The 26,186-nt window shown below is 73.9% G+C and carries 19 protein-coding genes; 14 read left to right on the forward strand and 5 right to left on the reverse strand.

The features are described from left to right. Nucleotides 1-3 precede the first annotated feature (3 nt). Nucleotides 4-1,701 carry an ATP-binding cassette domain-containing protein gene (locus tag ACFWE2_RS03245; protein ID WP_377222769.1) on the forward strand — a complete coding sequence of 566 codons (1,698 nt, stop codon included), beginning with the start codon at nt 4-6 and terminating at the stop codon, nt 1,699-1,701. After that, the gene (locus ACFWE2_RS03250) at nt 1,698-3,344 is read left to right on the forward strand and encodes an ABC transporter ATP-binding protein (RefSeq protein WP_377222770.1); all 1,647 of its coding nucleotides are present in this window, start codon (nt 1,698-1,700) and stop codon (nt 3,342-3,344) included. Before ACFWE2_RS03245 ends, ACFWE2_RS03250 begins: the two co-directional genes overlap by 4 nt. A 3-nt stretch (nt 3,345-3,347) precedes the next feature. Here the strand turns inward: ACFWE2_RS03250 and ACFWE2_RS03255 are convergent, their stop codons facing one another. Then, nucleotides 3,348-4,058 (reverse strand): TetR/AcrR family transcriptional regulator, encoded by a 711-nt coding sequence (locus tag ACFWE2_RS03255; RefSeq protein WP_377222771.1) that lies wholly within the window; start codon nt 4,056-4,058, stop codon nt 3,348-3,350. Nucleotides 4,059-4,285: 227 nt separating this feature from the next. On the opposite strand from ACFWE2_RS03255, the gene ACFWE2_RS03260 reads away from it, so the two are divergent. Genes ACFWE2_RS03260 through ACFWE2_RS03280 form a run of 5 tightly spaced genes read left to right on the forward strand, consistent with a single transcriptional unit; the run spans nt 4,286 to nt 10,706 of the window. Then, nucleotides 4,286-6,046 carry an ABC transporter ATP-binding protein gene (locus tag ACFWE2_RS03260; protein ID WP_377222772.1) on the forward strand — a complete coding sequence of 587 codons (1,761 nt, stop codon included), beginning with the start codon at nt 4,286-4,288 and terminating at the stop codon, nt 6,044-6,046. Beyond that, complete coding sequence (locus ACFWE2_RS03265; RefSeq protein ID WP_377222773.1) at nt 6,043-7,833, forward strand: ABC transporter ATP-binding protein; 1,791 nt, start codon at nt 6,043-6,045, stop codon at nt 7,831-7,833. The genes ACFWE2_RS03260 and ACFWE2_RS03265 overlap by 4 nt, the downstream gene beginning before the upstream one ends. A gap of 32 nt (nt 7,834-7,865) precedes the next feature. After that, entirely contained in the window at nt 7,866-8,492 is a 627-nt protein-coding gene (locus ACFWE2_RS03270) for an MptD family putative ECF transporter S component (protein WP_377222774.1), read from the forward strand. 13 nt (nt 8,493-8,505) lie between these two features. Next, nucleotides 8,506-9,249 (forward strand): energy-coupling factor transporter transmembrane component T family protein, encoded by a 744-nt coding sequence (locus tag ACFWE2_RS03275; protein ID WP_377222775.1) that lies wholly within the window; start codon nt 8,506-8,508, stop codon nt 9,247-9,249. Continuing rightward, nucleotides 9,246-10,706, forward strand: a complete 1,461-nt coding sequence (locus ACFWE2_RS03280; protein WP_377222776.1) for an ABC transporter ATP-binding protein — start codon at nt 9,246-9,248, stop codon at nt 10,704-10,706. Before ACFWE2_RS03275 ends, ACFWE2_RS03280 begins: the two co-directional genes overlap by 4 nt. A 55-nt stretch (nt 10,707-10,761) precedes the next feature. Here ACFWE2_RS03280 and ACFWE2_RS03285 read toward each other — a convergent pair whose 3' ends face one another. Genes ACFWE2_RS03285 through ACFWE2_RS03295 form a run of 3 tightly spaced genes read right to left on the reverse strand, consistent with a single transcriptional unit; the run spans nt 10,762 to nt 13,208 of the window. Then, nucleotides 10,762-12,003 (reverse strand): MFS transporter, encoded by a 1,242-nt coding sequence (locus ACFWE2_RS03285; protein WP_377222777.1) that lies wholly within the window; start codon nt 12,001-12,003, stop codon nt 10,762-10,764. Continuing rightward, nucleotides 12,000-12,743 carry a dipeptidase PepE gene (gene pepE, locus ACFWE2_RS03290; protein WP_377222778.1) on the reverse strand — a complete coding sequence of 248 codons (744 nt, stop codon included), beginning with the start codon at nt 12,741-12,743 and terminating at the stop codon, nt 12,000-12,002. Before pepE ends, ACFWE2_RS03285 begins: the two co-directional genes overlap by 4 nt. A 39-nt stretch (nt 12,744-12,782) precedes the next feature. Further along, a complete protein-coding gene (locus ACFWE2_RS03295) occupies nt 12,783-13,208 on the reverse strand; it encodes a Fur family transcriptional regulator (protein WP_377222779.1) in 426 nt (141 codons plus the stop codon). A gap of 269 nt (nt 13,209-13,477) precedes the next feature. Between ACFWE2_RS03295 and ACFWE2_RS03300 the strand changes: the two genes are divergently transcribed. The 7 genes from ACFWE2_RS03300 to ACFWE2_RS03330 all read left to right on the forward strand — a co-directional run bounded on the left by ACFWE2_RS03300 (nt 13,478) and on the right by ACFWE2_RS03330 (nt 24,254). Then, nucleotides 13,478-14,035: a hypothetical protein gene (locus ACFWE2_RS03300; RefSeq protein WP_377222780.1), complete on the forward strand. Its 558-nt coding sequence runs from the start codon at nt 13,478-13,480 to the stop codon at nt 14,033-14,035. A gap of 98 nt (nt 14,036-14,133) precedes the next feature. Next, entirely contained in the window at nt 14,134-17,325 is a 3,192-nt protein-coding gene (locus tag ACFWE2_RS03305) for a choice-of-anchor M domain-containing protein (protein ID WP_377222781.1), read from the forward strand. A 52-nt stretch (nt 17,326-17,377) separates the two neighbouring features. Beyond that, nucleotides 17,378-19,879: a TIGR03773 family transporter-associated surface protein gene (locus ACFWE2_RS03310; RefSeq protein ID WP_377222782.1), complete on the forward strand. Its 2,502-nt coding sequence runs from the start codon at nt 17,378-17,380 to the stop codon at nt 19,877-19,879. Continuing rightward, nucleotides 19,876-21,495 (forward strand): anchored repeat ABC transporter, substrate-binding protein, encoded by a 1,620-nt coding sequence (locus ACFWE2_RS03315; protein WP_377222783.1) that lies wholly within the window; start codon nt 19,876-19,878, stop codon nt 21,493-21,495. Before ACFWE2_RS03310 ends, ACFWE2_RS03315 begins: the two co-directional genes overlap by 4 nt. A gap of 13 nt (nt 21,496-21,508) precedes the next feature. Continuing rightward, nucleotides 21,509-22,519 carry a choice-of-anchor M domain-containing protein gene (locus ACFWE2_RS03320; RefSeq protein ID WP_377222784.1) on the forward strand — a complete coding sequence of 337 codons (1,011 nt, stop codon included), beginning with the start codon at nt 21,509-21,511 and terminating at the stop codon, nt 22,517-22,519. Next, entirely contained in the window at nt 22,516-23,403 is an 888-nt protein-coding gene (locus ACFWE2_RS03325) for an anchored repeat-type ABC transporter ATP-binding subunit (RefSeq protein ID WP_377222785.1), read from the forward strand. The genes ACFWE2_RS03320 and ACFWE2_RS03325 overlap by 4 nt, the downstream gene beginning before the upstream one ends. After that, entirely contained in the window at nt 23,400-24,254 is an 855-nt protein-coding gene (locus ACFWE2_RS03330; protein ID WP_377222786.1) for an anchored repeat-type ABC transporter permease subunit, read from the forward strand. Before ACFWE2_RS03325 ends, ACFWE2_RS03330 begins: the two co-directional genes overlap by 4 nt. A 51-nt stretch (nt 24,255-24,305) precedes the next feature. Here the strand turns inward: ACFWE2_RS03330 and ACFWE2_RS03335 are convergent, their stop codons facing one another. Further along, the gene (locus ACFWE2_RS03335; RefSeq protein ID WP_377222787.1) at nt 24,306-26,132 is read right to left on the reverse strand and encodes a hypothetical protein; all 1,827 of its coding nucleotides are present in this window, start codon (nt 26,130-26,132) and stop codon (nt 24,306-24,308) included. Nucleotides 26,133-26,186: the final 54 nt, after the last annotated feature.

The raw sequence follows: 26,186 nt of genomic DNA on the forward strand, positions 1-26,186 counted from the left end.
CCGGTGATCCACCGCAGGCTCCTGCAGCTCGCCGGGGCCGTGCGGGGTGCGATCCTCGCCCTGGCCGCCGTCGGCCTGGTGCTGTCCGCCCTGCACGTGGCCTTCGCCGTCCTCGTCGGCCTGGTCGTCGCGGCGCTCGTTCGTGACGCCGGCGCCGTCGGGGCCGGCGACGTCGGCGGACCGCTGACGGCGCTGGCCGCGGTCGCGCTCGTCCGCGCGGTGGTGATCTGGGCGCGGGAGTCACTGACCACCCGCGTCGGCGTGTCGGTGCGCCTCCGGCTGCGGAGCCGCCTGCTGGACCAGGTCGCCGCGGTCCCCGAGGCCGGACGCCGGGCCGGGCGGACCGCCGCGACGGTGATCGACGGCGTCGACGGGCTGGACGCCTACTACACGCGCTACCTGCCGCAGCTCGTCGTCGTGCTCCTGGTCCCGGCGGCGATCGTCGTCGTCGTGGCGGCGCTCGCACCGGCGGCGGGCGCCGCCCTCGCGATCGCCGCCGCCGTCGCGGTGCTCGCCCCGCGGCTGTGGGACGCCCGCCTGCTGCGCAACGGGCGCGACCGGTGGGACGCCTTCGCGCGGCTCTCCGGCGACTACGTCGAGGCGCTGCAGTCGATCCCGCTGCTGCGCAGCTTCGGCGCCGCTGAGCGGGTCGGGGCGGAGCTCGACGAGCGTGCGGAGAACCTGCGCGCGCGGACCATGTCCCAGCTTCGGATGTCGCTGGTCGAGAGCGCGCTGAGCGGCCTGGCCGTGCACGTCGGTGTGGTCGCCGCGGTGCTCGCCGCCCTCGCCGCGGTGGTCACCGGCAGTGCGACGGCGACCACCGCCGTGCTCGTGCTGATGCTCGCCCGCGAGTGCTTCCGACCGGTGTCGGAGCTCGGCCAGTACTGGCACGCCGGCTACCAGGGGCTCACCGCCGTCGACGGGCTCGACGCTCTCCTGTCCGCCGAGCCGGCGGTGCGCGGAGAGGGTGCGCGTACCGCACCCGCGCCGGACGGGGCGGCGGTGGAGCTCAGCGACGTCACCTACCGGTACCCCGGCACCGGGACGGGGGTGAGCGGGATCGACCTCCGGATCGAGCCGGGGGAGACCGTGGCCGTCCTCGGGCCGTCGGGAGCGGGCAAGAGCACGCTCGCCCGGCTGCTCGAACGCGGCGCCGACCCGGACCAGGGCGCCGTCCGCGTCGACGGGACGGACCTGCGCGACTACACCCTGAGCGCGCTGCGCCGGAGCGTCGTCGTCGTGCCGCAGGACCCCGTGCTGTTCGCCTGGAGCGTGCGCGAGAACCTGCGCCTCTACCGGCCCGACGCCGACGACGCCGAGGTCCGGGCCGCCGCGGCAGCCGCCGACGCCCACGACCTGATCAGCGCCCTGCCCGAGGGCTACGACACGGTGCTCACCGAGGACGGGCAGCAGCTCTCCGGCGGGCAGCGGCAGCGGATCGCGATCGCCCGCGCCCTGCTCGCCCGCGCCCCGGTGCTCGTGCTGGACGAGGTCACCTCGGCGCTCGACGCCGACACCGAACGCCGCGTCGTCGAGGGCATCTTCGACCACGCCACCGAGCGCACGACCATCGTCGTCGCGCACCGGCTCAGCGCGGCCGAACGGTGCACCCGCTGGGTCCGCATCGAACGAGGACGAGTCACCGCGAGCGGTGAAGGACCACCGACGAAGCTCGCCCGAGCGGCAGGAGCACCACGATGACGCCCGTCCTGCGGCTCCTGCCCGTCATCGCCGTCCGCTGGCGGCTGTTCGTCGAGACCGTCGTGTGGAGCATCGTCACGCAGGCCGCCGTGCTGACCGTCGCCCTCGGGCTGGCCCTCGTGGTCGGGCAGGTGGCGGCGGGCGCGCCCGTCTCGCTGCCCGTTGTCACGGTCGTCCTGGTCGCCGTCGCGGTCCTGGCGGCCGCGGCCGCCACCCGGGAGTCCTGGGTCTCCCACGGGCTCGCCTACGCGCTCATCGGCGTCCTGCGCGGCCGGGTCTTCGCGGCGCTCCGGCGGGCGCTGCCGTCCCGGCGGCAGTACCACCGCACGGGCGAGCTCGTGACCACCGTGATGGGGGACATCGAGACGCTCGAATGGCTGTACGCCCACACCGTCGCCCAGACGCTCAGCGCGGCGCTGATCCTGTCGGTCAGTACCGTCGTGTCGGTCGCGATCACCCCGCTGCTCCTGCTGGTCTGGCTGCCGCTGCTCGTCGTCGGCGTGGTCGTGCCCCTGGTCACCGCCCGGCTCGCACGCCGCAACGCCCAGGCGCTGTCGGACGGCGCGGCGCGGGTCCGCTCCGAGCTGCTCGACACGATCCGCGGTATCCGCGAGCTGACCGGCGCCGACGCGCTGGGCGCACAGCTCGGGCGCATCACCGACGACACCCGCGCCCACGGCCGCGTCCAGCAGCGCGAGGCGACCCGGCTCGGCGTCGAGCGTGGTATCGCCGACGCCGTGTTCGCCCTCGCGGCGGTCGGGGCCATCGCCGTCGCCCTGCGGGCGGGCGATGGTATCGAGGCAGCCGCGATCCCGCTCGCGGTCACCGTCGCGGTGGCGGGGCTCGGCCCGGCCGCGCAGATCGCCGAGCTGCTGCGCAACGTGGGCACCCTGCGGGAGTCCGCCGCCCGGATCCTCCGCGCGCTGGACGCCGCCCCCGCTATCGGTCCCGCCGGCGCGGCTCCGGTGGCCGAGCGCCCCGGCGAGGCCGGCCTCGTCCTCGACGGCGTCGGCTTCGCCTACGACGAGACCCGGCCGGTGCTCGACCGGTTCGACCTGCACGTGCGCCCGGGCGAGATCGTCGCGCTGACCGGACCGTCGGGGGCGGGCAAGACGACCGCCGCCAGGCTCGCCCTCCGGCTCTGGGACCCGGACGACGGCAGCATCCGCATCGACGGCGTCGACCTGCGCGCGATGCCGGAGGACCGGCTGCGCGAGCTGGTCGCCGTCGTCCCGCAGTCGTCCCAGCTCCTGCACGGGACCATCCGGAGCAACCTGGTCCTCGGCCGGCCGGACGCCCCGGCAGCAGACGTCCTGCGCGCCGCGAAGGCCGCGGGGCTCGACGATCCTGGCGTCGGTCTGCCGCTCGGGCTGGACACGCCGGTCGGTGAGCACGGCACGGGCCTGTCCGGGGGGCAGCGGGCCCGCGTCGCGATCGCCAGGGCGCTCCTGCGCGAGCCGCGGGTCCTCGTGCTCGACGAGGCGACCGCCTCCCTGGACCACGAGGCGGACACGGCGATCCTCGACCTGCTGAACCGTTCGCGTGACCGTGCGGTCCTGCTCGTCGCGCACCGGCCGGCCACCATCGCGCGGGCCGACCGCCAGGTCGCGCTGCGCGCGTGGTCTTCGGCGGCGCGCGTCTGACCCTTACGTCGGCCGGGCCGCGGCTACGTCAGGCGCGAGCTGGACGGTCAGGCCCGCGATGGTGTTCTCGACGACGAACCGGTAGTACGCCTCGCGTCGGCGGTCGGCGTCGGGGCCGCCCTCGGCGAACGGACGCATGAGCGAGCCGGTGAGCACGGCGACGCCCGGACTCGACGCGCCGGCGGCCTGGAACTCGCTCATCATCGTCGCGTGGTCGCGCGGGCCGTCGACCTCGTGCAGTACTCGGTCGTCGCCGACGGTGATCGTGAGCAGGGCGTTGTTGAGCAGGGCCGCGTAGGCCACACCCGTGCGCTCGCCGAAGCCCGCGCGCTGCAGAGCGGCGACGCCCGCGTCGATGACAGGGATGATCGCCGGGAACGCGGGCCCGTGCATGAGCAGCCACTTGGCGACGCCGGGACACCGCGTCACCAGCGGCCTGATCGACAGGAGCAGGGTGCGGAACCACTCGCGCCACTCCAGGTCGGCAGGCGGCGGGGCGAGGTCGGCCAGGACGCGCTCCACGACGTGCCTGGCGAGCAGGTCCCGGCCGCCGACGTGGTGGTAGACCACCGATGGTGCGACTCCGAGCCGCTTGGCCAGGTCCCGTACGGACCAGCCGAGGAGATGAGACTCCTCGGTCAGCTCCAGGGCGGCGTCCACCACTCGCCGGGCGGTGAGCCCCACGTGGAACGCTCCGGCCGAGTCCTGTGCCACTCGTCTCCTCCTCGCACCTTGTCCGCTACGCGCCATGTCCGCCTCGCACCATGTACAACGTGCGCGCCGCGGGCAAACGACTGCGCACCCCGCAAGCCTGCCGCATCGCCGCGCGCGCTCTGGGCACGGACTTGATTAGAACGCCGTTCTAGATACGATAAGCGTTCTCAATAAGATGCGCCCGCCCTCGGTCCGACGGGCGGGCGAGCCGGATGCCGGGAGGCGAAGTGCGCGAGCAAGTCGATCTGTTCGGGGCGGTGCGGGGCCGGATCGGCGTCATCGTGGCGCTGAGCCTGCTCGGCGCGGTCACGAGCGTGCTCCCGCTGATCGCGGTCGTCGAGCTGGCCCGGACGCTGTGGCCCGCGGCATCGGGCGGCCAGGTGGACACCGGGCGCGCCTGGGCGATCGTCGCGGCCGCCGCCGCGGCCCTCGTCGTGAGCTTCGTGGCGGCCGGCGCCTCCGGCATCGTGAGCCACCTGGCCGACGGCGACCTGCAGCTCGACCTGCGCACCAGGATCGTGCGCCACCTGCGGTCGTTGCCCCTTGGCTGGTTCGACGCACGGTCCTCCGGGGCGGTGCGCAAGGCCGCCGAGAACGACGTCTCGGCGCTGCACCAGCTCGTCGCCCACGCGATCCAGGACCTCGTCACGGCGGTCGCCGTGCCCGTCCTGTCGCTGGTCTACCTGTTCGCCGTCGAGTGGCGCACGGCGCTCGCGTCGGTGCTGCCCGTCGTCGTCACGGTGGTCCTGTACTCCCTGATGATGCGCGGAGGCGCGGAGAAGTACGCCGAGTACGACGCGTCGGTGGTGCGGCTCAACTCCGCCACCGTCGAGTACGTGCACGGGATCTCGGTCGTCAAGGCGTTCGGCCAGGCCGGACGCAGCCACGGGCGGTACCGCGAGGAGACCGCCGGATTCGTGCGTTTCTACGCCGGCTGGATGCGCGAGACCTCTGTCCTCTCGACGGTCATCGAGATGGTCACCTCGCCGGTGGTCGTCCTGGTCTACCTGTGCGGCGTCGGCACGTGGCTCGTCGGGGTCGGGCAGGCGGCGCCCATGGACGTGCTGCCCGCGCTGCTGCTCGGCCTCGGGCTCACCGCGCCGCTGCTGCAGCTCGGCTTCACCGCGCAGTTCATGCGCAACGCGACCAAGGCCCGCGAGTCGCTCACCGCGTTCCTCGGCACCGCGTCCATGGCGCAGCCCGAGGTCCCCGCTTCGCCGGACGGCAGCCGGGTGGACGTGGCCGGCGTGTCGTTCGCCTACGCGGACGGCCACGACGTGCTGCACGACATCGTCGCCTCCTGCGCCCCGGGCACCGTGACGGCCCTGGTCGGCCCGTCCGGGTCCGGCAAGTCGACGCTCGCGCGGCTCGTGCCGCGCTTCTACGACGCGTCCGGCGGTTCGGTGTCGGTCGGCGGAGCCGACGTCCGGCACCTCGTGGCCGCCGAGCTGTACGCGCAGGTCGGCTTCGTGTTCCAGGACGCCCACCTGTTGCGGACCACCGTCCGGGACAACATCCGGCTCACCCGGCCCGACGCTCTCCAGGCCGACGTCGAACGCGTCGCCCGCGCTGCCCAGATCCATGAGCGGGTCCTGCGGCTGCCGCGGGGTTACGACTCCGTGATCGGTGACGACGCGCACCTGTCCGGCGGCGAGGCGCAGCGGCTGACGATCGCCCGCGCCCTGCTCACCGACGCGCCGATCCTCGTGCTCGACGAGGCGACGGCGTTCGCCGACCCGGACTCCGAGGCCGCCATCCAGAAGGCGCTCTCCGCGCTGGCCGCGGAGCGGACCCTGCTCGTGATCGCGCACCGGCTGCACACCATCACCGGCGCGGACCAGCTCCTCGTGCTCGACGGCGGCCGGATCGTCGAGCGCGGGACCCACGCCGAGCTGGCGATGTCGGGCGGCCTGTACCAGGGAATGTGGGAACGCTACGAAGCCGGCCGGACCGCCGCTCCTACCAGCGCGCCGGAGGTGTCGCGATGATCCGCAAGCTCCTCGTCCTGTCCAACGAACCCGGCCGGAAGCTGCTGCGCCGCATGCTCGTCTGGGTGGTGGCCACGGCCGTCCTGCAGGGTGCGGCGTTCGTCGCGCTGGCGCCGTTCCTCGCCGCGCTGCTGGGTGGCGACGCCTCGGCGGCCGGACAGTGGCTGATCGTGCTCACGGGGCTCGGCGTCGCGTATGCGGCGGCCTTCTGGGTGGGTGGCCAGGCGGGCAACGGCGCGGCCACCGAGGTGCTGAGGTCGCTGCTGGACCGCCTGGGGGACCGGCTGGTCGAGCTGCCGGTCGGCTGGTTCGCCGCCGACCGGTCCGGGGAGCTGGCCGACGTCGCCACGCGCGGCATCGTCTTCGCGTCGACCGCGCCGTACGCGATCCTGCGGCCGATCATCACCGCGTTCGTGACGCCCGCGACGGTGCTCGTCGGGGCGCTGCTCATCGACTGGCGCATCGCGCTGACCATGGCGTGCGCCGCCCCGGTGATGTGGTTCGTCTACCGCTGGCTGTCGCGCCGCCTGGCCGAGGCCGACCGGGAGCACGTCACGGCGGTCGCCCACGCCTCCTCGCGGCTCATCGAGCTCGCCCGGGTGCAGCCGGCGCTCCGGGCCGCGGGTGACAACACGATCGCGCAGCGACTGGTCGACGACGCGCTGCGCGACCAGCATGCCGCGAACCGGAGGGTGCACGTCACCGGCGGCGCGGGCATCGGGCTCTTCGGGGGCGTCGTCCAGCTCGCCGTGATCGCGGTGGTGGTCGTCGGGGTGTGGCTCGCGCTGGGCGGCGAGCTCGCGGTCGCGAGCCTCGTGCCGCTGCTCGTGCTCGGCGTGCGGTTCGTCGAACCCATCACGCACTCGGGAGCGCTCGGCGGCGGGATCAGCATCGCGAACAACACGCTCGACCGGGTCCAGGCGATCCTCGACGAGCCGACCCTGCCCGAGCCGACCCTGCCCGAACCGGGCGCGCCTGCCCCGCTGCTCGACCATGCCGTCCGCTTCGACCACGTCACCTTCGGCTACGGCGCCGAACCGGTGCTGCGCGACCTGTCGTTCGAGGCCCCGGCGGGCGCGATGACGGCGGTCGTCGGACCGTCCGGGTCGGGCAAGACCACCATCACCCGCCTCGTGGCGCGGTTCTACGACCCCGAGCGCGGCACGGTGTCCATCGGGGGCGTCCCCCTGACCGAGCTGGGCAGCGACCGGGTGGCCGCCGCCGTCGCGCCGGTCTTCCAGGACGTCTACCTCTTCGACGGCACGATCCTGGACAACATCTGGCTCGGCAGCCCCGGCGCGACGCGGGAGCAGGCGGTCCGCGCGGGCGAGCAGGCGCGGGTCGACGAGATAGCGGCCCGGGTGCCCGGCGGCTGGGACGCACGCGTCGGGGAAGGCGGAACCAACCTCTCCGGCGGGGAACGCCAGCGGGTCTCCATCGCGCGGGCCCTGCTCAAGGACGCGCCGATCGTCCTGCTCGACGAGGCGACCGCGGCACTCGACGTGGGCAACGAGCAGGCGATCGGCGACGCGTTCACCGCCGTCCGCGAGAACCGCACCCTGATCGTGGTCGCCCACCGGCTCCAGACCATCGCCACCGCGGACCGGATCATCATGCTCGACGGCGCCGGCGGGATCGCCGAGCAGGGCACCCACGCCGAGCTCGTCGCCGCCGGTGGGGCGTACGCCAGGTACTGGCACGAGCGCGTCGACGCCGCGGGCTGGCGGCTCACCGGCACCGCCATCGAGACCGCAGCCGCACGCCCCGCCCAGCAACCTGCTCCGTGAACCGCAGCCGCCGTCCAGAACCGAGGAGAACCATGTCCACCATCACCCCACGCCCGACGGCGCCCCGGAGCGTGAGTCTCCGGATGTCCCCGCGCGACCTGATCAGCATCGGTATCTTCGCCGCGCTGTACATCGTCGTCGTGATGGGTATCAGCATGTTCGGCTTCGTCAGCCCGGCCGTGATGCTGGTGGCGCTCGCCGCCGCCATCGTGGCGGGTGGCGTCCCGTTCATGCTGTTCCTGACCCGGGTGAGCCACGCGGGGATGATCACCGTCTTCGCGGTCATCACCTCCGGCGTCCTGCTGCTCTCGGGGCACCCGCCGGTCAGCTTCGTGCTCACCGTCGCCCTGGCCCTGGTGGCCGAGGTGATCGTCCGGGCCGGCGGCTACCGGTCCCGGCGGCTGAGCGTGCTCGCCCACACGGTGTACGCCGCGTGGTTCGTCGGCCCGATGCTGCCGATCTTCTACGCCCCCGACGACTACTACGGCGGACCCTCGATGCGGCAGATGGGCGAGGCGTACACCGAGCAGATGCAGGCCCTGCTGTCGCCGGGCGTGCTCCTGGCGTTCTGCGCCTCCACGGTGGTGTTCGGGTTCCTCGGCGGGGTGCTCGGGGCGCGCCTGCTGCGCAAGCACTTCGAGAAGGCAGGCCTGGCGTGACCCGGCACGTGGCATGAGCACGAAGGAAGCGGTGGCCGTCGTCCCGACCATGGCCGGGGTCGGGCGGCCGGCGCGGCTCGACCCACGGACCAAGTCGCTCCTGGTCCTGGTGACCAGCTTGGTGGTGATGGCTCCCGGCGGGCAGTCGTTCGTCCCGGCAGCCCTGGCCCTGGGCGTCCTGCTGGCGGCATGGGAGGGCGCGTCGCGGCGCGCCCTCCTCCTGCCGCTGGCCGCCGGCGCGCTGGCCGCTGCCGCCTACCTGCTCCCCGTCGCGGCGCCGTACCCGGTCGTCGGCGTGGTCGCGGTCGCGGCGACGTACTTCCTGCGGTTCACCGCGATCGCCGGCGTCGCCCTGCATCTTCTGGCGACGACGTCGCCCACCGAGCTGACGGCGGCGCTCCGGGCGGCGCGCGTACCGCGTGCGGTCACGGTCCCGGCCGCGGTCATGCTCCGGTTCTTCCCGGTGATCGTCACCGAGGCGCGTGCCGTGCACGACGCCATGCGCCTGCGGGGCATCGGCGGCTGGGCGGGGCTGCTGCGTCACCCGGTGCTGGCCGTGGAGCGCTTCACCGTCCCGCTGATCGCGTCGAGCCTGCGGGTCGGCGAGGACCTCGCGGCCTCCGCGCTGCTGCGCGGGCTGGGTTCCGCCGTCCGCCCGACGGCGATGGACCCGCCCCGCTTCGGCCGGGCCGACGCCGGGTGCGCGCTCGTCGTCGTGCTGCTCGCGGCGGCGACGAGCTGGGTGCGGTCGTCATGATCGCCATCGACGACGTCCGGTGGACCTACGCCGGCGCGACCACCCCGAGCCTGGACGGCTTCACGCTGCACGTGCGGCCGGGCGAGACGGTGGTGCTGTGCGGAGCGAGCGGCTCGGGCAAGAGCACCGCCCTGCGGCTGATGAACGGGCTCGTCCCGCACTTCCACGACGGCGTCCTCACGGGCACGGTGCACGTGGCCGGGCTGCCGGTGGCGGACACCCCGCTGGAACAGCTCGGGCGGCGCACCGGGACCGTGCTCCAGCATCCGCGGCGGCAGTTCTTCACCGACCAGGTGGTGCCGGAGGTCGCCTTCGCCCTGGAGAACTTCGGCGAGGACCCGGCACGCATCCGCGACCGGGTCGCGGCCGTCCGCGCGGAGCACCACCTCGCGGAGCTGGCCGGCCGGCCGCTCGGAGTGCTCTCCGGCGGGCAGCAGCAACGGGTCGCGTGCGCCGCCGCCGTCGCGCACGAGCCCGCTCTCGTCCTCTTCGACGAGCCCACCTCCAACCTCTCGCCCGACGCGACGCGGCGCCTGGTGGAGACCCTGCGCGGGCTGCGTGAGGCCGGCACGACGGTGGTGATCGCCGAGCACCGCCTGCATCTCGTGCGCGAGATCGCCGACCGGGTGGTCGTCCTGCGCGACGGCCGCGTCCACGCGGACTGGACCGCCGCCGAGCTCTCCCGGCTCGACGACGCGACCCTCGAGGCGGAGGGCCTGCGCGGCGCCCGGGCGACCCAGGCACGCGTCCTGCCCGCGGTGCGCGCGAGCGGCGCGAGCATCGTCCGGCGATCGGACGCGGCCACGGGTCCGGTGGGGGAGGAGAATCCGGGCCTGACCCTGGAGAACGTCCGGTGCGGGTTCCGCGGTCGGGTGGTGCTGGACGTCGAGCGCGCCCACCTGGCCGCAGGCACCGTCACCGCCGTCCGCGGGCCCAACGGCGCGGGCAAGACCACCCTCGCCCGCGTCGTCGCGGGGCTGCAACGGCATCAGGGTGTCGTCCGGCTCGACGGCCGGCCGCTCAGCCGGGCACGACGCCAGCGGTCGACCAGCATCGTCATGCAGGACGTGCAGCGGCAGCTGTTCACCGACTCCGTCACGGCGGAGGTGCGCCTGGACCCACTGGCGGACGCCGGGTCGGCAGGTCGTGCGCAGGCCCTGCTCCGCGACCTCGGCCTGGAGACGCTCGGGGAGCGCCACCCGTTGGCGCTCTCCGGCGGCCAGCAGCAGCGGCTGGTCGTCGCAACGGCTCGCCTGGCGCGGCGGCCGGTCGTCGTCCTCGACGAGCCGAGCTCCGGCGTCGACCGACGGCACCTCGCCTCGATCACCCGCGTGATCCGGGAGATCGCCGATGACGGCGCCGTGGTGCTGCTGGTCAGCCACGACGAGGAGCTGATCGGCCTCGCCGCGGATCACGAGCTCGTGCTGGGGGCACCGGAAGGGGCGGCGACCCGATGACCCACGGGAGCGCTCGCCCGCGACAGCCACGGCCGGGGCTGCGGCCGGGGCAGGGTCAGGACTCGCCCCGCAGGATCCCGCGGCGGTGCAGCACCACGGTCGCCGTCGTGCCGACGGCGCCGATCGCGACGCACAGGGCGGCCGGCAGCCAGGGCAGCCGCCCGTCGGCGACGCCGGCGGCCCAGCCCAGGGCCGCGTTGGCCACCGCGGCGGCGGTCCCGGAAGCCAGGTAGAACACGCCGAAGTAGGTTCCCTCCAGCCCGTTCCGGCCGAACCCCGAGACCAGCTCGTAGACGAACGGCTTCGCGATCATCAGGCCAGCGGCCAGGAGAGCCGTGGTCACCAGGACGGGCACGAGCCGCCATGCCGTCTCCCAGGGCGAGGCGGGCGCCCCTGGGGAAGGGCTCAGGGCGGCCCCGAGTGCCGTGGCGCCGAACCCGCCGCCCAGCAGGGCGATCCCCACGGCGATCGACCGCCCGCGTGCCCGTCGCTGCTGCAGCGCCGTCGTGACCGGGATCTGGAACACGAGCGTCAGCACCGTCGAGACGAGGAAGAGCACGGCGATGGACGACGGCGAACCGGTCTGCCGTTGCGCCTCCCACGGCAGCACGAGGTAGAGCTGGCTCTCGAGCGCGAACATGCCGGAGGTCGCCGCCGTGAACGCGAGGAACCGCCGGTCGGCGAAGACCTCGCGCCAGTCCGCCCACACGCTCGTGCTCGCGGGCCGCACGCGACGGACCGGCAGCACGACGACCTGCCACACCGTGAGCGCCGCGAAGATCGCCGCAGCGGCGACCGCCGACACCCGGAACCCGGCCAGCAGCAGCACGCTGCCCAGCAGGGGGCCTGCCAGCGCTCCGGCGTTGGCGAACAGGGTGAACAGCGCGAAGGCCTCCGCCCGGCGTCCCGCCGCCTCGACCGCGATGTACGCGCGCGCCGCGGGACCGAACAGCGCACCGGCGACGCCCGTGAGGACGGCGGCGACCAGCACGACGGGGAACGTCTCGCCGAGCGCGAAGAGCGCGAACCCCACCGTGCGCAGCGTGCATCCCGCGATGATCGCGCCACGGGCCCCGAACCGGTCCGAGACGGAGCCGCCCAGCAGGTACAGCCCCTGCTGACTGAGCGTGCGGACGCCGAGCACGACGCCGACGAGGGTCGCCGACATCCCCAGGTCGCCCAGGTGCGCGGTCAGGAACGGGATCAGCAGGTAGAAGCCGATGCTCACGCCGAGCGTGTTGAGCAGGAGGACCTGGACGGCTACGGGGAAGCTGCGGGTCAGCCGCCAGAGGCTCACGGAGCCGCGGGTACGTCGAATCTCGCCGTGGCCGTCAGCAGGCCGCTGACGTCCCCCCGCACCTCGGAGGCAGCAGCCCCACGGGTGAACACGACGGCCGGACCCGGCGCCGTCCGGCCGACGGCGGTTCCGCCGATACGCGCGGCGCCGTCCTCGACCTGGAGCCAGGTCCCTTCGCGCAGGCCGAGCACCGTCACGTCGTTGACCTCGAGGAACTCGGTCAGGCGCTGCTCGCGGGTCTCGCCGGCATGGGTGCTGGCGGGGTCCGCGTCGACGAAGTGCGCGTTGAGCTGGAACGGCACCAGGCCCAGTGCGTCGAACGACGCCGGCTGGGTGATCGGCATGTCGTTCGTCGTGCGGATGGTCGGGCTCGCGACGGCCGTCCCGGCGCTCGCGCCCAGGTAGGGCAGCCCTTCGCGGACGCGCGTCGCGAGCGGGCCGAGCAGGCCGAGGCGTTGCAGCGTGTCCAGCAGGCGGAAGGTGTTCCCGCCGCCGACGAACACGGCCGCGGCCTGCTCGACGGCGGCCCGGGGGTCGGCGGCGGCGTGCAGCCCGCTCACCCGGACGCCACGGGGTGCGAGGACCGCCGCGACCTTCGCGGTGTAGGCGTCGTGGTCGGCCAGCGCGTAGGGGACGAACGTGACGGTCGCGCCTTCGAGGAAGCCGAGGACGGTGTCGAGGGCGTGCTCCAGATAGCCACTGCCGTGATTGGTGGAGTTGGACAGGAGCAGCAGCCGCATCGTTCCTACTTTCTGACGAGGGGAACCGCAGGGACCGTATCAGAAGTGCGAATCGTTCTCATCAACGCTCTGTCGGCACCCCGTGCACCGGCCCCAGAGCTCGACGCGGGGCTCGATGTCGCTGAAGCCCTGCCGTGCCGCGACGGCGCGGAACCAGGGGGCGAGATCGACGGCCGGAACGGTGGCCGCCGTGCCGCATCCCCGGCAGACGAGGTACGGTCCGGCCGCCTTCGAGGGGCGCAGGCGGTAGGCCTGTCCGGTCGTCGGCAGGTGGACGACCTCGACCGACCCGGACTCCGCCAGTGCCGTCAGCGTCCGGTACACGGTCGACAGGCTCACTCGCTGCTTCCGGTCCGCCAGGGCGAGATGGATCGCGTTCGCCGTGCGGAACCGGTCGCTCATCGTCAGCTCTCGCTCGACCAGCGAGCGTGGCGAGGATCGGCGGGTGCGCGCCGGCTCGCTCATCGCGCCGCGACGCTCGGTGTGCCGAGGGGCGCGCGAGGCCTCGTCGCACAAATGGTTCGCATCCTGCGTAGTGAACCAGGGATGAGAACGGTTCTCAATACCGGGCGACGATCGCCCGCACCCCGCCGACCCCTCCGTCGGGACCCGGTGCGGGTGAACTTGCGCAACCCCCTCTTGATAATCATTCTCACTACTGCTTCACTCCTCGCGTGCATGAGAATCGTTCTCATTTGTCCGGGTTCGGGCGTGCACCGAGATGGAGGAACACGATGATGATCGAGCGAAAGAGCGGGCGCCGGATCGCGACCGTGCTGGTCACGATGGGTGCGACCGCTGCGATGGCGGGGGCCCTTGCGGCACCGGCGGCCGCTGCCGACCGGACCTCTGGTCATTTCGACGTCGCCGCCGAGGTCGAGTGCGACGCGTTCGGCGGGGTGACCGACGTCGCGGTGCACGTGCACGAGCACGTCGGTGGCACCGAGGTGGAGCTGCCCGCGGGCGACTGGCTGACCTTCACCAGCACGACCGGCCCCGAGGTCGGCTTCACGGTCGAGCCCGGTGCCTCGTGCGGCGGCCTTGATGTCCGGTTCGAGCCGAACGTGCTCGCCGGTTCGAGCACGGGCGGGCGGGTCTCGGGGACGGGCGCCGCCGGCAGCTTCACGGCCACCAAGACGGCCGCCTCGGGCGCTCTGGTGCTGGACGGTTCCGGCCACGAGGACCTCGCGTGGTCCTTCAGCCGCACCGGTACCTACCGGCTGTCGTTCGACGTGAGCGTCAACGGCGGTGCGCCCGTGCTGTCCGAGACGGTTCCGCTCAAGCGCTCCTGACCTGGGCGGGGAGGGCGGCCGTACCGCCCTCCCCGCGCTACCCGGGCCTTGCTGGACAGGTCCGCACCCAGACAGCCCCACCGAGAGGAACGCCCTTCGTGGTCAGAACGTCCGTACCGGGTCGCCGTGCCGCTGCTGCCGCGCTCGCCGTAGGGCTCGTCGCGGTAGGTATGCCTGTCGCGGCATCCGCCACGGCATGGTCGGCGATGGCCGGCACCGAAGGCGAACCGCCCGCCCGCACCGTCCTCGACGAGGGCAACGCGTTCGTGAACGCCCTGCTCGTGGACGGCGAGCCGGTGATCGACGTCGGCTGGTCCGCCGAGGCCGGCCCCACCACGATCTCCGACCGGTACGCCCCCGACCACGTGGTCGTCTCGGTGCCGCGGCCCATCGCGCTCACGACCCCGGACGACCCCGGCCTGGCGCCGCTCGGCCCGCCGGGCACGCCGCTGTGGGCAACGAGCCAGGACTTCCCGACGCTCGACTACACGGGGACCGACGTCGTGCCGCGCCTGAACAACTACGGCCTGCCGCGCGACCAGGTCGCCCGGAACGGCGTCGCCTGGGAGATCACCGGGGTGCGCGGGGGCGGGCTGGTCACGATCGGCGGCCCCGTCCCGATGCCGGACGTGCCCATGAGCCGCGTCTGGTACGCCGGGTACGGGCTGCGCTCCGACGTCACCTGGACGCCGAGCACGACGAGCATCTCGCCCCCGCAGGCCCAGGGCTGGCTGTTCTCGGAGCTGGGCCTGCACTGCCTGGACCTGCGGGTCTCGGTGACGGGTGCGGACGGACGGGTTCGGACCTCGCCGACGGTGACGGTGCGCGTGGCCGTCGGGAACGTGCCCGACGCCGCGACCGCCGAGTGCGGCGCGCCCGTCGACCCCGACCTCCCGGTGCTCCCGCCCGACGACCCCAGTGACCCGGGCGATCCCGACCCCGGCGCGCCGGACCCCGACGACCTGACCGACCCGCGGAACAACGTGCTGCTGCCCGCCACGCACTCCGACCTGTCCCTGCGCCCCGGCGCCGACGACCTGCGCCTGCTGGTGCGCGAGTCCCACGGCAGCACGCTCAGGTGGTACGACCCGGCGACCCTCGTGGTCCACGTGCCCGACGCCGCACGGGTCACCGTGCCCGAGCCCACGGCGTCCGCCGACTCGACGTTCCTCGCTCCGGCGGGCTCGGTGATCCACCGGCTGCCCAAGGTGCCGAAGCCCGGCCTGCCGTGGCTCGGCGTCTCCTCCGAGACGTTCGGCGCACAGGACTACGAGAGCCTGCCGATGCTGCGGCTGGAGAGCGTGACCGGCGCGGACGGCGGACCGCCGCCCGGCGAGTTCTTCCTCGGTGCCGACGAGGACCACGTCCGCTCCGGGGCGGCCCCCTGGTTCTCGACGCGGCAGGGTCTGCCCCAGGCTCACCCGGCGCTCGCGCCCGCACTGGCCCACCAGCACCTGAGCTGGGATTTCACCGCCCCCGGCACGTACTGCGTGCGGCTCACGTCCACGGCGGCGGCCGCCGAGGGCGGCGCGCGTGACGACGACGCCGTGCTCACCTTCGTGGTCGGCGGCTCGGCCTACGACCCGACGTCGGCGCCCACCTGCATGCAGCGCGACGCCGACCGGGCGCGCAGCCACGACGACACCCCCGAGCAGGCGGTTCCCGGCGAGGTGACGCGGGTTCCCGCCCCGGAGGCGCGGGGGCGGGCGTCCTTCGCGGCGCTCGCACCGCGCCTGGCGGACGGCGACCTGCGTGCCGACCTGGTGACCGGAGACCTGCGCGGGCACGGCGTGCGCCACGACCCGGCGGACGTGGTGCTCGCGACGGGTACCACCTCGCGCGGCCTGCACGTCGAGCGTCTGCTCGAGAACTGGCGCGACGCCGAGCAGGAGTACGTGGACGGGTACCAGCTCGGGCCGGGTTCGGGCCTGCTCAACGCTGTCGACCTCGACCTGGCGCACCTGGACCGCAGCGCGTGGCGCGGGGACCTGACCTGGACGCTCGACCGGGCGACGGGACCCGGCGGTTTCCTCGTGGTCGACGACCAGCAGGCCCTCGTGGCCGGGCACAAGGGGGCGCTGCTCTCCACGGTTCCCGGCTACGAGGCATCGGGCTCGACGGTCGGCCCGGGCGGGCTGCACCTGTTGCGGTGGGTCTTCACGGCGCCCGGCCGGTACTGCGTGACGACCACGCTCGCGGGCACCATGGCCGACGGTGGCGCCGTGGCGGCGACCACGACGCTGACCGTCGCGGCGGGCGTCGACCCGGCGAGGGTCGAGCCGTGCCCGCCCGGCGGCGAACCGGGCCCTGGCGACCCCGGCGGTCCAGGCGGCCCTGGCGACCCTGGCGATCCGAGCGGGTGGCCCGTCACGGACCGCACGGTCCTGCGCAGCGGTCACGTCGACCTCCTGGCCCGCATCACCGGAGCCGGCCTCACCACGGTGGTGCGCGACGACGCGGCTGTCCCGCCCGAGGAGCACGACCCGTCCGAGGTCGCGTTCGCGGTGCCGGACGGCGCGGGCGTCGTCGTACCCGACGACGAGCGGTACGCCTTCCTCGGCGACCCCGGCGACCGGATCTGGGTGCTGCCGGAGAGCCCTACCCCGGACCTCGTCTGGCCGGGCTGGAACCTCGACGTGGCGGACGGCGCCACGGCGGACGCCGTCCGCTGGCGGCTGCTCTCCGTCGACGGCCCCGGCGAGTTCGTGCTCTTCGACTCCGGCGGTGGCGGCTTCGGTGCGCCCCGCGTGCTGCTCGGTTCGGGCGCGGACCGGCTCGACTATGCGCAGCACGCGCACGGGTCCTGGGCGTTCGACGCCGCCGGGGTGTACTGCCTCGACGTGTCGCAGACGGCTCTCGACGGGGGTGCTCCGGCTACCGCGACCGCCACGACGGCCGACACGATCGCCGACACCATGACCGACAGGGCGACCCTGCTCTTCGCCGTCGGCGTGGACGCCCGGCGCGTGACGGAGGAGCACTGCGGCCTCACCGCCGAGGAGTTCGACGCCGGTCCGGGCGACCCCGGGCCGAGTCCCAGCCCGAGTCCAAGCCCCAGCCAGGACCGTCCAGGCGGGGACGACGGCCCGGCGTCCCCGCCCAATACCTCGCCGGTCGGGAACGACGGAACACGCCCGACCGGCGAGGCGCCGGACGGCGGGCGCCTCGCGGCGACCGGGTTCGGCGCAGGCGCGGTCGCGCTGCTCGCGGTGGCCCTGGTCGGAGCCGGCCTCGTGCTGGTCGGGCTCCGGCGCTGGTCGCGAGCGCGGCACCGCCCGCTCGCCGGGTGAAATGCCACATTCGTTCTTGATAACCATTCTCAGTGCTGGTTCACTTCGACCCGTGACTGAGAATCGTTCTCACAAAATCGGAGCCCTGGCGGCAGCCGCCGCGCTGCTCAGCGCGCTGGTCGTGCCGGCGCTCGGCCCGGCGGCGCTCGCCGCGGGGCCGGCGTCCGCCGCGGTGCCCGACCGCCAGTTCGTCCTCGACCGTGGGCACGTCGACGGTTTCGAGACGACGTACGACGCCGGTACCGGCAAGCTCGTGCTGTCGGTCCGGGACGACACGCGGATCTACGACGGCGGGCCCGTCTTCCGGGCCCCCGGGTCGACGACGTTCGCCTACGAGGACGGGCAGAGCCAGGTCACGCTTCCGGCCGCCGAGGGCGGCTGGGCCTTCCTCGGCGAGTACGGCGGAGCCACGGCATGGCTCGGCTCGCAGACGGGCGAGGACCAGGCGTACAGCCCCTGGGTCGGCTGGAGCACCGAGCGGCTCCTGGACTCGCTGGCCGGGACCGGGATCACTCCCGCCGCTGGCCAGCCGGTGTCGCTCGACGTCGCCGTCGACGGGCCGGGCGACGTGTTCACCTTCCAGAACGACTCGTTCGGCCAGCCGGTCAACCGGTACGTGGACACGACGACGTCGGACGGCGGGACCATCCCCGTGGCGGCGAACGCGCACGTGCACACCAACTGGGTATTCACCGCAGAGGGTGACTACACGCTCACCGTGACGCCGTCGCTCGCGACGTCGGACGGGGCGACGGTGACCGGGGACGCCGCGACCTACCACGTGCGGGTCGGCGAGCGGCCGGAGCCGACGCCCACCCCGACGCCCACGCCAACACCCACACCCACGCCCAGCGCGACCCCCACGCCGACGCCCAGCCCGACGCCGACCCCCACACCGACGTCGAAGCCCACGCCGAAGCCCACGCCGAGCCCGACGCCGACCGGCCCGGGCACCGCCCCGGCACCGGACCAGGACCGCCGGTTCGTGCTGGACCACGGGCATGCCGACGCGTTCGAGACCAGGTACGACGCCGCAAGCGGGCGCCTGGCCCTGTCGGTCAAGGACGACACCCGCATCCACGCCGACCGCACCGTCCACCGCTCGCCGTCGAAGGTGACGCTGGCCTACGAGGACCCACGCGGCCAGGTGGAGCTGCCCGAGGCGACGGGCGCCTGGGCGTTCCTCGGCGAGCACGGCGGCAGGACCGCCTGGCTCGGTTCCCAGACGGGCGGCGACCAGGAGTACCTGCCGTGGGCCGGCTGGAGCACCGAACGGCTGCTTCCGTCGCTCGCGGGAACGGGGATCACGCCCGCCGCGGGCAGCCCCGTGTCCCTGGTCGTGAAGGTCACGGGCCCTGGTGACGTGTTCACGTTCCAGAACGACTCGTTCGGCCGGCCGGTCAACCGGTACATCGACACCAGGAGGTCCGACGGCGGGAAGATCCCCGTGGCCGCGAACGCGCACGTGCACACCAACTGGGTGTTCACCGCGGCGGGCGACTACCACCTGAAGGTGACGCCGCGCCTGCGGACGTCCGACGGCCGCACGATCACCGGGCCCACCGTCGACTACCACTTCCGCGCGGGGGCGGAGCAGGCCGACGACCCGGACGGCGACGGCCCGGACAAGAACCCGGGCAAGAACCCGAGCACCGGTCCGGACGACGACCCGGGCACGGATCCGGACAAGGGCCCGAGCGACGACAGCGACCCGAGCCACGACCCGGGAGCCGGCCGAACCGGTCAGGACGGTCCGCAGTGCGTCGCCCAGCCGGTCACCAGCGAGGTACGTATCCCCGAGGTGGGCGGCATCTCCTCCGGTCACTTCGACTTCGGTTCGATGGTGGAGGACGGCGACCTCGTCGCCCGCGTGAAGGACGACCGCGAGCAGCCCTCGTCCTGGGTCGACCCGGCGTCGCTCACCTTCCGGCTGGGCGAGGCGGCCGAGGACAAGGTCCCGGCGGGCAGCGAGTTCGCGTTCCTGGGCACGGCCGGCTCGACCATCTGGTCGGTCGGTCAGGTCCAGGAGTCGGGCGTGCCGTGGATCGGCTGGAACACGCAGCACCCGACCCTGATCGAGGCAGCGGACGGACCCGTCACCTTCACGCTCGACGGCGTCGACGGGCCCGGCGAGCTCGGGGTGTACGCGACGGGCACGTTCGGGGGAGTAGGCCCCAAGAGCTTCGGCACCCTGCGGGGGTTCCCGAGGTCCATGTCCGTTCCGCTCAACCAGCACGTGCACGCCAACTGGGCGTTCACGAAGCCCGGCGTCTACTCGGTGACCCTGACGCAGTCGGTCCCGCTCAAGAGCGGCGGCACGGCCTCGGACACGGCGACGCTGAAGTTCTCCGTCGGCGACACCGCGGGGACCACCACGAGGACGACATACGTGGGGCGGACGGCGTCGGGCGAGGAGTGCGAGCTCAGCGCGGCGCAGCGCGCCGCACTGGCGAGCACCGGGGCGAGCGTGCTCCAGCCGCTCGCGACGGCCGGTCTCCTGGTGCTTCTCGGTGTGGCGCTCCTCGTCGTCGCGCGGCGGCGTCGCCTGGCATGACCACGACCTCACGCAGGCGGGCCGCCGCGGTCGGCATGATCGCGGCGGGCTCGCTGGTCCTCGCCGGCTGCGCGGGTGACACCGGTGCGGCAGACGACGGCCGGCTCCACGTGGTGACCACCACCGCGATCCTTGCCGACCTGGTGCGCAACGTGGCCGGCGACGGCGTCGAGGTCACCTCGATCGTGCCGCCCACCGGCGACCCGCACTCCTACGACCCGACGCTGCGGGACGTGCGCGACGTCGTCTACGCCGACGTGGCCTTCAGCAACTATCTGCTGCTGGAGGACCACTCGGTGGTCACGACGCTCGACGCGAACCTGCCGGACGGTGCCCCGAATATCTCCCTGGCGGAGTCGGCCACGAAGTACGCCGCCGAGGTGATCCCGCTGGTCGAGAACGTCAACCTGGACACCATCTGGCTCGGCCTGCGGGTCAGCGGGACGGGCGCGGAGCACGGAGCGACACGCGCGTCGGAGGCGCGGCTCCGGGTGACGCGCGTGGAGGGGCCGGGGCGGCTGGCGGGATACCTGACCGAGACGTTCGGCCAGCCGCGGGTCTACTTCGACTCCGGTGACGGGTTCGACGCCACGGACGGGTACACGCGCGACACCGCGACCCTCCCCACGGACGCGCATACGCACATGAGCTGGGCGTTCACCGAACCGGGCGTCTACCGCGTCGCGCTGGGGTCCGACCTGGTGGTCGAGCCCGGCGGGAACCCGGTGCCGCTGGCGGAGACGACCGTGACCTTCGCCGTCGGGGTGGACCCGTACTCGGTACCCGGCATGGCGGGCGCTCGGGTGCTCGACGGCGGCCATGCGGACGTCACGGTGGACCTCGACGACGGTGCCATCGTGCTGCAGGCCGACCCGCCGGCGGGCGAGGAACCCGCGGCTGGCTCGGACGAGGGCCCGGACGAGCACGACCCGCGGCACGCCCACGTCGAGAGGCTCGACCCGGCCGACACGGTGGTCTCGGTGCCGAACAAGGCACTCGCCCCGGTGCCCGCCCAGCCTGGGTTCGGGTTCCTGGGCAGGCCGGGGGAGCAGATCTACCTGTTGCCGCAGGCCGTGCTGGGCAAGCACGTGCACGGTGAGATCGACCCCCACCTGTGGCAGGACGTCCGGAACGCCCAGGCCTACGTGGAGGTCATCCGGGACACCCTGGCCGCGGCCGCACCGGACCAGGCGGACCAGTTCCGCGCGAACGCCGAGACCTACCTGGCCGAGCTGCGGGAGACCGACGCGTACGTCGAGCGCACCATCGCGCAGATCCCGCGCTCCCGCAGGCACCTGGTGACCACGCACGACGCGTTCGCCTACCTCGGCAGGGCCTACGACGTCGACATCGCCGGCTTCGTCACGCCGAACCCCGCCGCCGAACCCAGCGTGACCGACCGGATCAAGCTCACCCGGACGGTCCAGGCCCTGGACGTCCCGGCGGTGTTCCTGGAGCCCAACCTCGCGGCCCGGTCCACCGTGCTCACCGAGGTGGCGCAGGAGAACGACCTACGGGTCTGCGAGATCTACTCCGACGCGTTCGACGACCGCGTCACGACCTACGTCGAGCTGATGCGCGCCAACGCGGACAGCCTCCGGCGGTGCCTGAGATGAAGAAGGAGCACCCATGACATCCCGAACCGCGCGGAGCCGCACGGCGACCGCGTGCACGGCCCTGCTGCTCGGTGCGGCCCTGGCCACGGGCGCCGCGCCGGCCGCCCTGGCGGACGCCCCGGACGACGCCGGTCTTCAGCAGACGGTCGAGCCGGACGAGGAAGTGGTCACCGCTGACGAGGTGGTGACCGACGGGCACGTCGACGTCGGGCCACGGTTCCTCGACGGCGAGTGGACGATGCTCGCGCGCGACGACCGCGAGGTCCCGTCCGTCTGGCGCGACCCCGAGCGCACGGTCCTGCACCTCGGCGACGAGGCGGTACTGCCGGCACCCGACGGCCCGGACTACGAGTTCCTCGGCGTCGAACCGGGCACCCCGCTGCACGTGGTGCCGCAGACGCAGGCGCCCGACGTCGTCTGGCTGGGCTGGAACACCCAGGACCCCGAGGTCGTGGACGCGATCGAGCAGGGGGCGACGCTGCGGCTCGACGGCGTGGACGGCCCCGGCGACGTGTTCGTGTTCCTGCAGGAGGGCGTCACCGGACCGCCCAACGTGCTGTGGAACTCCGGCGAACCCCTCCCGCAGGAGCTCTGGATGGAGGTCAACACCCACGTCCACGCCAACTGGGTCTTCACCGAGCCGGGCACCTACCGGCTCGACGTCACGATGCTCGCCGACCTGACCGACGGGACCCGGGCCGAGGACACGAGCACCCTCGTGTTCGCCGTCGGCGAGGACACCGATCCGGCGGAGGCGCTCGCGGCGGTGGCCGGCGACGCCGACCCCGCGGCGGACGAGCCGAGCGCGGGCGGATCGCCGGACGCCGCGCCGTCGTCCGACACGGACGCGGGGGTGCCGGACGTGCCGGGGGCGAGCGCGCCCTCGGACGACGCCGGCCTCGCGACGCCGGTCCGGTGGGCCGCGGCGGCCGGGCTGGTGCTGCTCCTGGTCCTGATCGCTCGCCTGGTGCGTGCCCGCAGGGCGCGGGCCGCCGCCGACCAGGACGCGGGGGACGAGACATGACGGCGACGGTCGCGGGCGACGCGACGTCGGTCGCGCCGGCGTCCGCCGCGGTGCTGGAGGTGCGGGACCTGGCGGTCGCGCTCGGCGGTCGGCCCGTGCTGGAGGACGTCCGGCTCGAGGTCGCCGAGGGTGAGCTGCTCGGCCTGGTCGGCCCGAACGGTGCGGGCAAGACGACGCTGCTGCGGGCCGTGCTGGGACTGGTGCCGTCGTCCGGCCGGATCAGCGTCGCGGGCGAGGACGTTCGCCCGGGCCGGGCACGCGTCCGGTCGGCGCGTGGTCGGTCGGCCCGCGCGACCCGGTCGATCGGCTACGTGCCGCAGCGGCACGAGTTCGCCTGGGACTTTCCCGTCACCGTCGAGGAGGCGGTGCTGACCGGGCGGGTCGCGCGGATCGGCTGGCTGCGCGGCGCCGGTACCGACGACTACCGGGCGGTCCGTCGTGCGCTGGAGCGCGTGGAGATGACGCACCTGCGGACCCGGCCGGTCGGCGAGCTCTCGGGCGGGCAGCGGCAACGGGTCCTGGTGGCCCGGGCCCTCGCACTCGACCCGCGGATCCTCCTGCTGGACGAGCCGTTCACCGGCCTGGACGTGCCGACGCAGGAACACCTGACCGAGCTGTTCCGCGAGCTCGCGGACGAGGAACGAGCAGTGATCATGACGAACCACGACCTGGTGGGCGCGGTCCACGCGTGCGACCGGCTGTGCCTGCTGAACCGGACGGTGGTCGCGTCGGGCACGCCGGCCGAGCTGGCCGGGCCCGAGCCGTGGATGGCGGCGTTCGGCGTCTCGGCCGGGTCACCGCTGCTCACGGCCATCGCGCAGGTCGCGCAGGGCCGGCCGGACGGCTCGCCTGCACCGGTGCCGGACGGGGGTGGCCGCGCGTGATCTCGCCGGTCGACTTCGTGGGTGACCTGCTCAACCCCGACCTCGCGTTCCTGCCCAAGGCGCTGCTCATGGCGGTGCTCTCCAGCGTGGTGTGCGGCGTCGTCGGCACCCATGTGGTGCTGCGGGGCATGGCCTTCATCGGCGACGCCGTGGCGCACGCCGTGTTCCCCGGCCTCGCGATCGCCTTCGTGCTGCAGGGTTCGCTCGTGCTCGGCGGCGCCGTCGCGGGCATCACGACGGCGCTGCTCGTCGCGCTGTTCGCGCAGAACCGCCGGCTGCGCGAGGACTCGGTGATCGGCGTCTTCTTCGTCGCCGCGTTCGCACTCGGGATAGTGATCATCTCGGCCGCACCGGGGTACGCGGGGTCGCTGCAGGACTTCCTGTTCGGGTCCATCGTCGGCATCCCGGACGAGAACGTGCTCATCGCGCTGGTGGTCGGGCTGGTGCTGATGGCGGTGCTGTTCGCGTTCCACAAGGAGCTGGTCGCCGTCAGTCTCGACCGCGAGACGGCGCGCGCCCTCGGGCTGCCCGTGCTCCGGCTCGACCTGCTGCTCTACGTCGTGGTCGCTGCCGCCATCGTGATCTCGGTGCAGACCATCGGCAACGTGCTGGTCCTGGCGCTGCTGGTCACGCCGGCCGCCGCGGCCCGGCTCCTGACCGACCGGCTCGGCCCCATGATGCTGCTCGGCCCGACCATCGGCGGGGGATCGGCGCTGGTCGGCCTGTACCTGTCGTGGAGCCTCGACCTGCCGGTGGGCGGCACGATAGTGCTCGTCGCGACGGCGTTGTTCCTGCTGGCCTGGCTGCTAGCCCCCCGACACGGAGTACTCACCCGCCCCGAGCCCCGTTGAGTGCTGGGTATTTGCGCCTTCCGGCCGCCCTGGAGCGCAAAAACCCAGCACTCAACGAGGCTCGGGTGAGTTGTTCGCGATGATCTCGTCGAGCTTGGCCTTGAGGGTCCTGGCGGCCTGGAGAAGGCGGCGCGCCGACTCGTCGAGCGTCGGGCCGGTCTCGTGGCTGGTGGTGTCGGCGCGGTGCCGCAGGTCCTCGCACTCCACGCCCAGCGGGTGCCGTCCCGGGGCGGCCAGGATGACGGGCATCAGGGCCGCCATGCGGAGCGAGGCCCGCAGGATCTTGATGCTCCGGGCGGTCGGCTCGGCGGTCAGCTCCTCGATCGCCTCGCCCAGCCCGTCCGACGTCGCGCGCAGCCCCATCAGGACGTCTCCCTGGCGGGCCTTCGCGTCGGCGACCGCGCCGATCACCTCGACATAGGCGAGGCGGTGCGCCGGGCTGACCGTACGGGTGAGGAAGCCGACCATCCCGGCGGCGTCCAGGCAGAGCGTCGCGGGCTGCCACTGCCGGGCGTCGATGTACCCCTCGCTGATCGTCCGGAGCCGGTTCATCAGGCCGGGGGCCTGTTCCAGCTCGGCGTCGGAGATCTGCGCCAGCGTCTCGGCCGCGCCGAGCTGCGACATCATGCCGCCCAGGCGGAGCTGCACACCCTGGACGGCGACGCCGATCGCGCTGCGCAGCTCGGCCTGGTCGACCAGCGGGACCCCGGCGCCGTCGTCGCCGTCCCCGCCGCCGTCCGCGAGCAGCACGTAGGCCTCGGTGAGCCGTGCCGCGGCCTCGACGAACGACGACCCGACCAGGGCGGTCTGCCCGGCCGACGCCAGCGCCCAGACCCGCACCGGGTCGAGCGCGGGGCGGTCGAGCGTCTCGAACCGCACCGTCCGGAGCGCTGCCTCGGCCCGGGGTGCGCCGTCGCCTCCCGTGAGGGCCACCGACTCGGCCTCGTACAGCTCGCCCACCGCGTGCCGGAGCGCGGGGGAGGAACCGGCCAGCTTCCAGACGGCCTCCAGGCCTCGTCCGGTGGACACGGGAGTCCGGGTGAGGCCGTCGGCGGTGTGGGCGGCCGGCCGGGAACGGGCAGCGGCGACGGGCCGCCACGGTGCCCAAGGCGTGCCGTCGAGGTACGGCCACTCGTCCAGCGCGAGCGCCGAACGCAGCGACTTCCGCAGCAGCACCAGGAGCGACGGGAGCGCCGGCAGCGTGTCGGCGCGCTCCAGGTCGGCGGCGAGCGGCCAGTCGTCCATCGCCTGGAGCTGGGCGTGGGCGGTGTTGTGCATCATGCCTTCGAGCAGGCTGACCCCGCGCCCGACGTCGTCGAAGCTGACCTCGTAGGCGACCTGGTTCTGCCAGGTCCCCCGCTTCAGCTTCTTGAGCCAGGCCCGCGCGTCCTCGTTCGAGGCCCAGGTGATCTCGCGGGGGCGCTCGCGGCCGGGTTCGATCTCGACCAGGACGCCGTGCGCCCGCCGAGCGCGCCGGAAGACGTACAGCACCGCCTGCTCGGCCGGGTCCAGGCGGCCGACCAGGCCGATGACGCGCCGCAGCTCGATCGGTGCCGTGGCGTCGCGCAGCCAGGGCGGGTCGGCGAGACCGGGGAGCATCGACCGGGCCGCGGCGCCCGCGAGCCGTTCGAGCTCGCCGTCGTTGGCGGCGGCCATCGCGTACAGGACCGCGCGGGCCTCGGGCGTGCCCTGCGCGGTCAGCTCCCGGACGACGGCGTCGCGACCCGGCCCGTCGCAGAGGTCGGCCGCGAGGTGCAGGGGGATGCTCGCGACGGCGCCGAGGTGCTCGGCCAGCACGGCGTCCGACTGCTGCAGGAGGTCGGCGCCGCGGAGGAGCGCGTGGCGGACGGCGTGCTCGACGTCGACGGACCGGTGCATGCGTCCCATGATCCCGTAGGTCGTCGGCGGATACCATGACCTGCGAACATGCTC

It is taken from the genome of Promicromonospora sp. NPDC060271, from assembly GCF_042726755.1.
GTDB lineage: Bacteria > Actinomycetota > Actinomycetes > Actinomycetales > Cellulomonadaceae > Promicromonospora.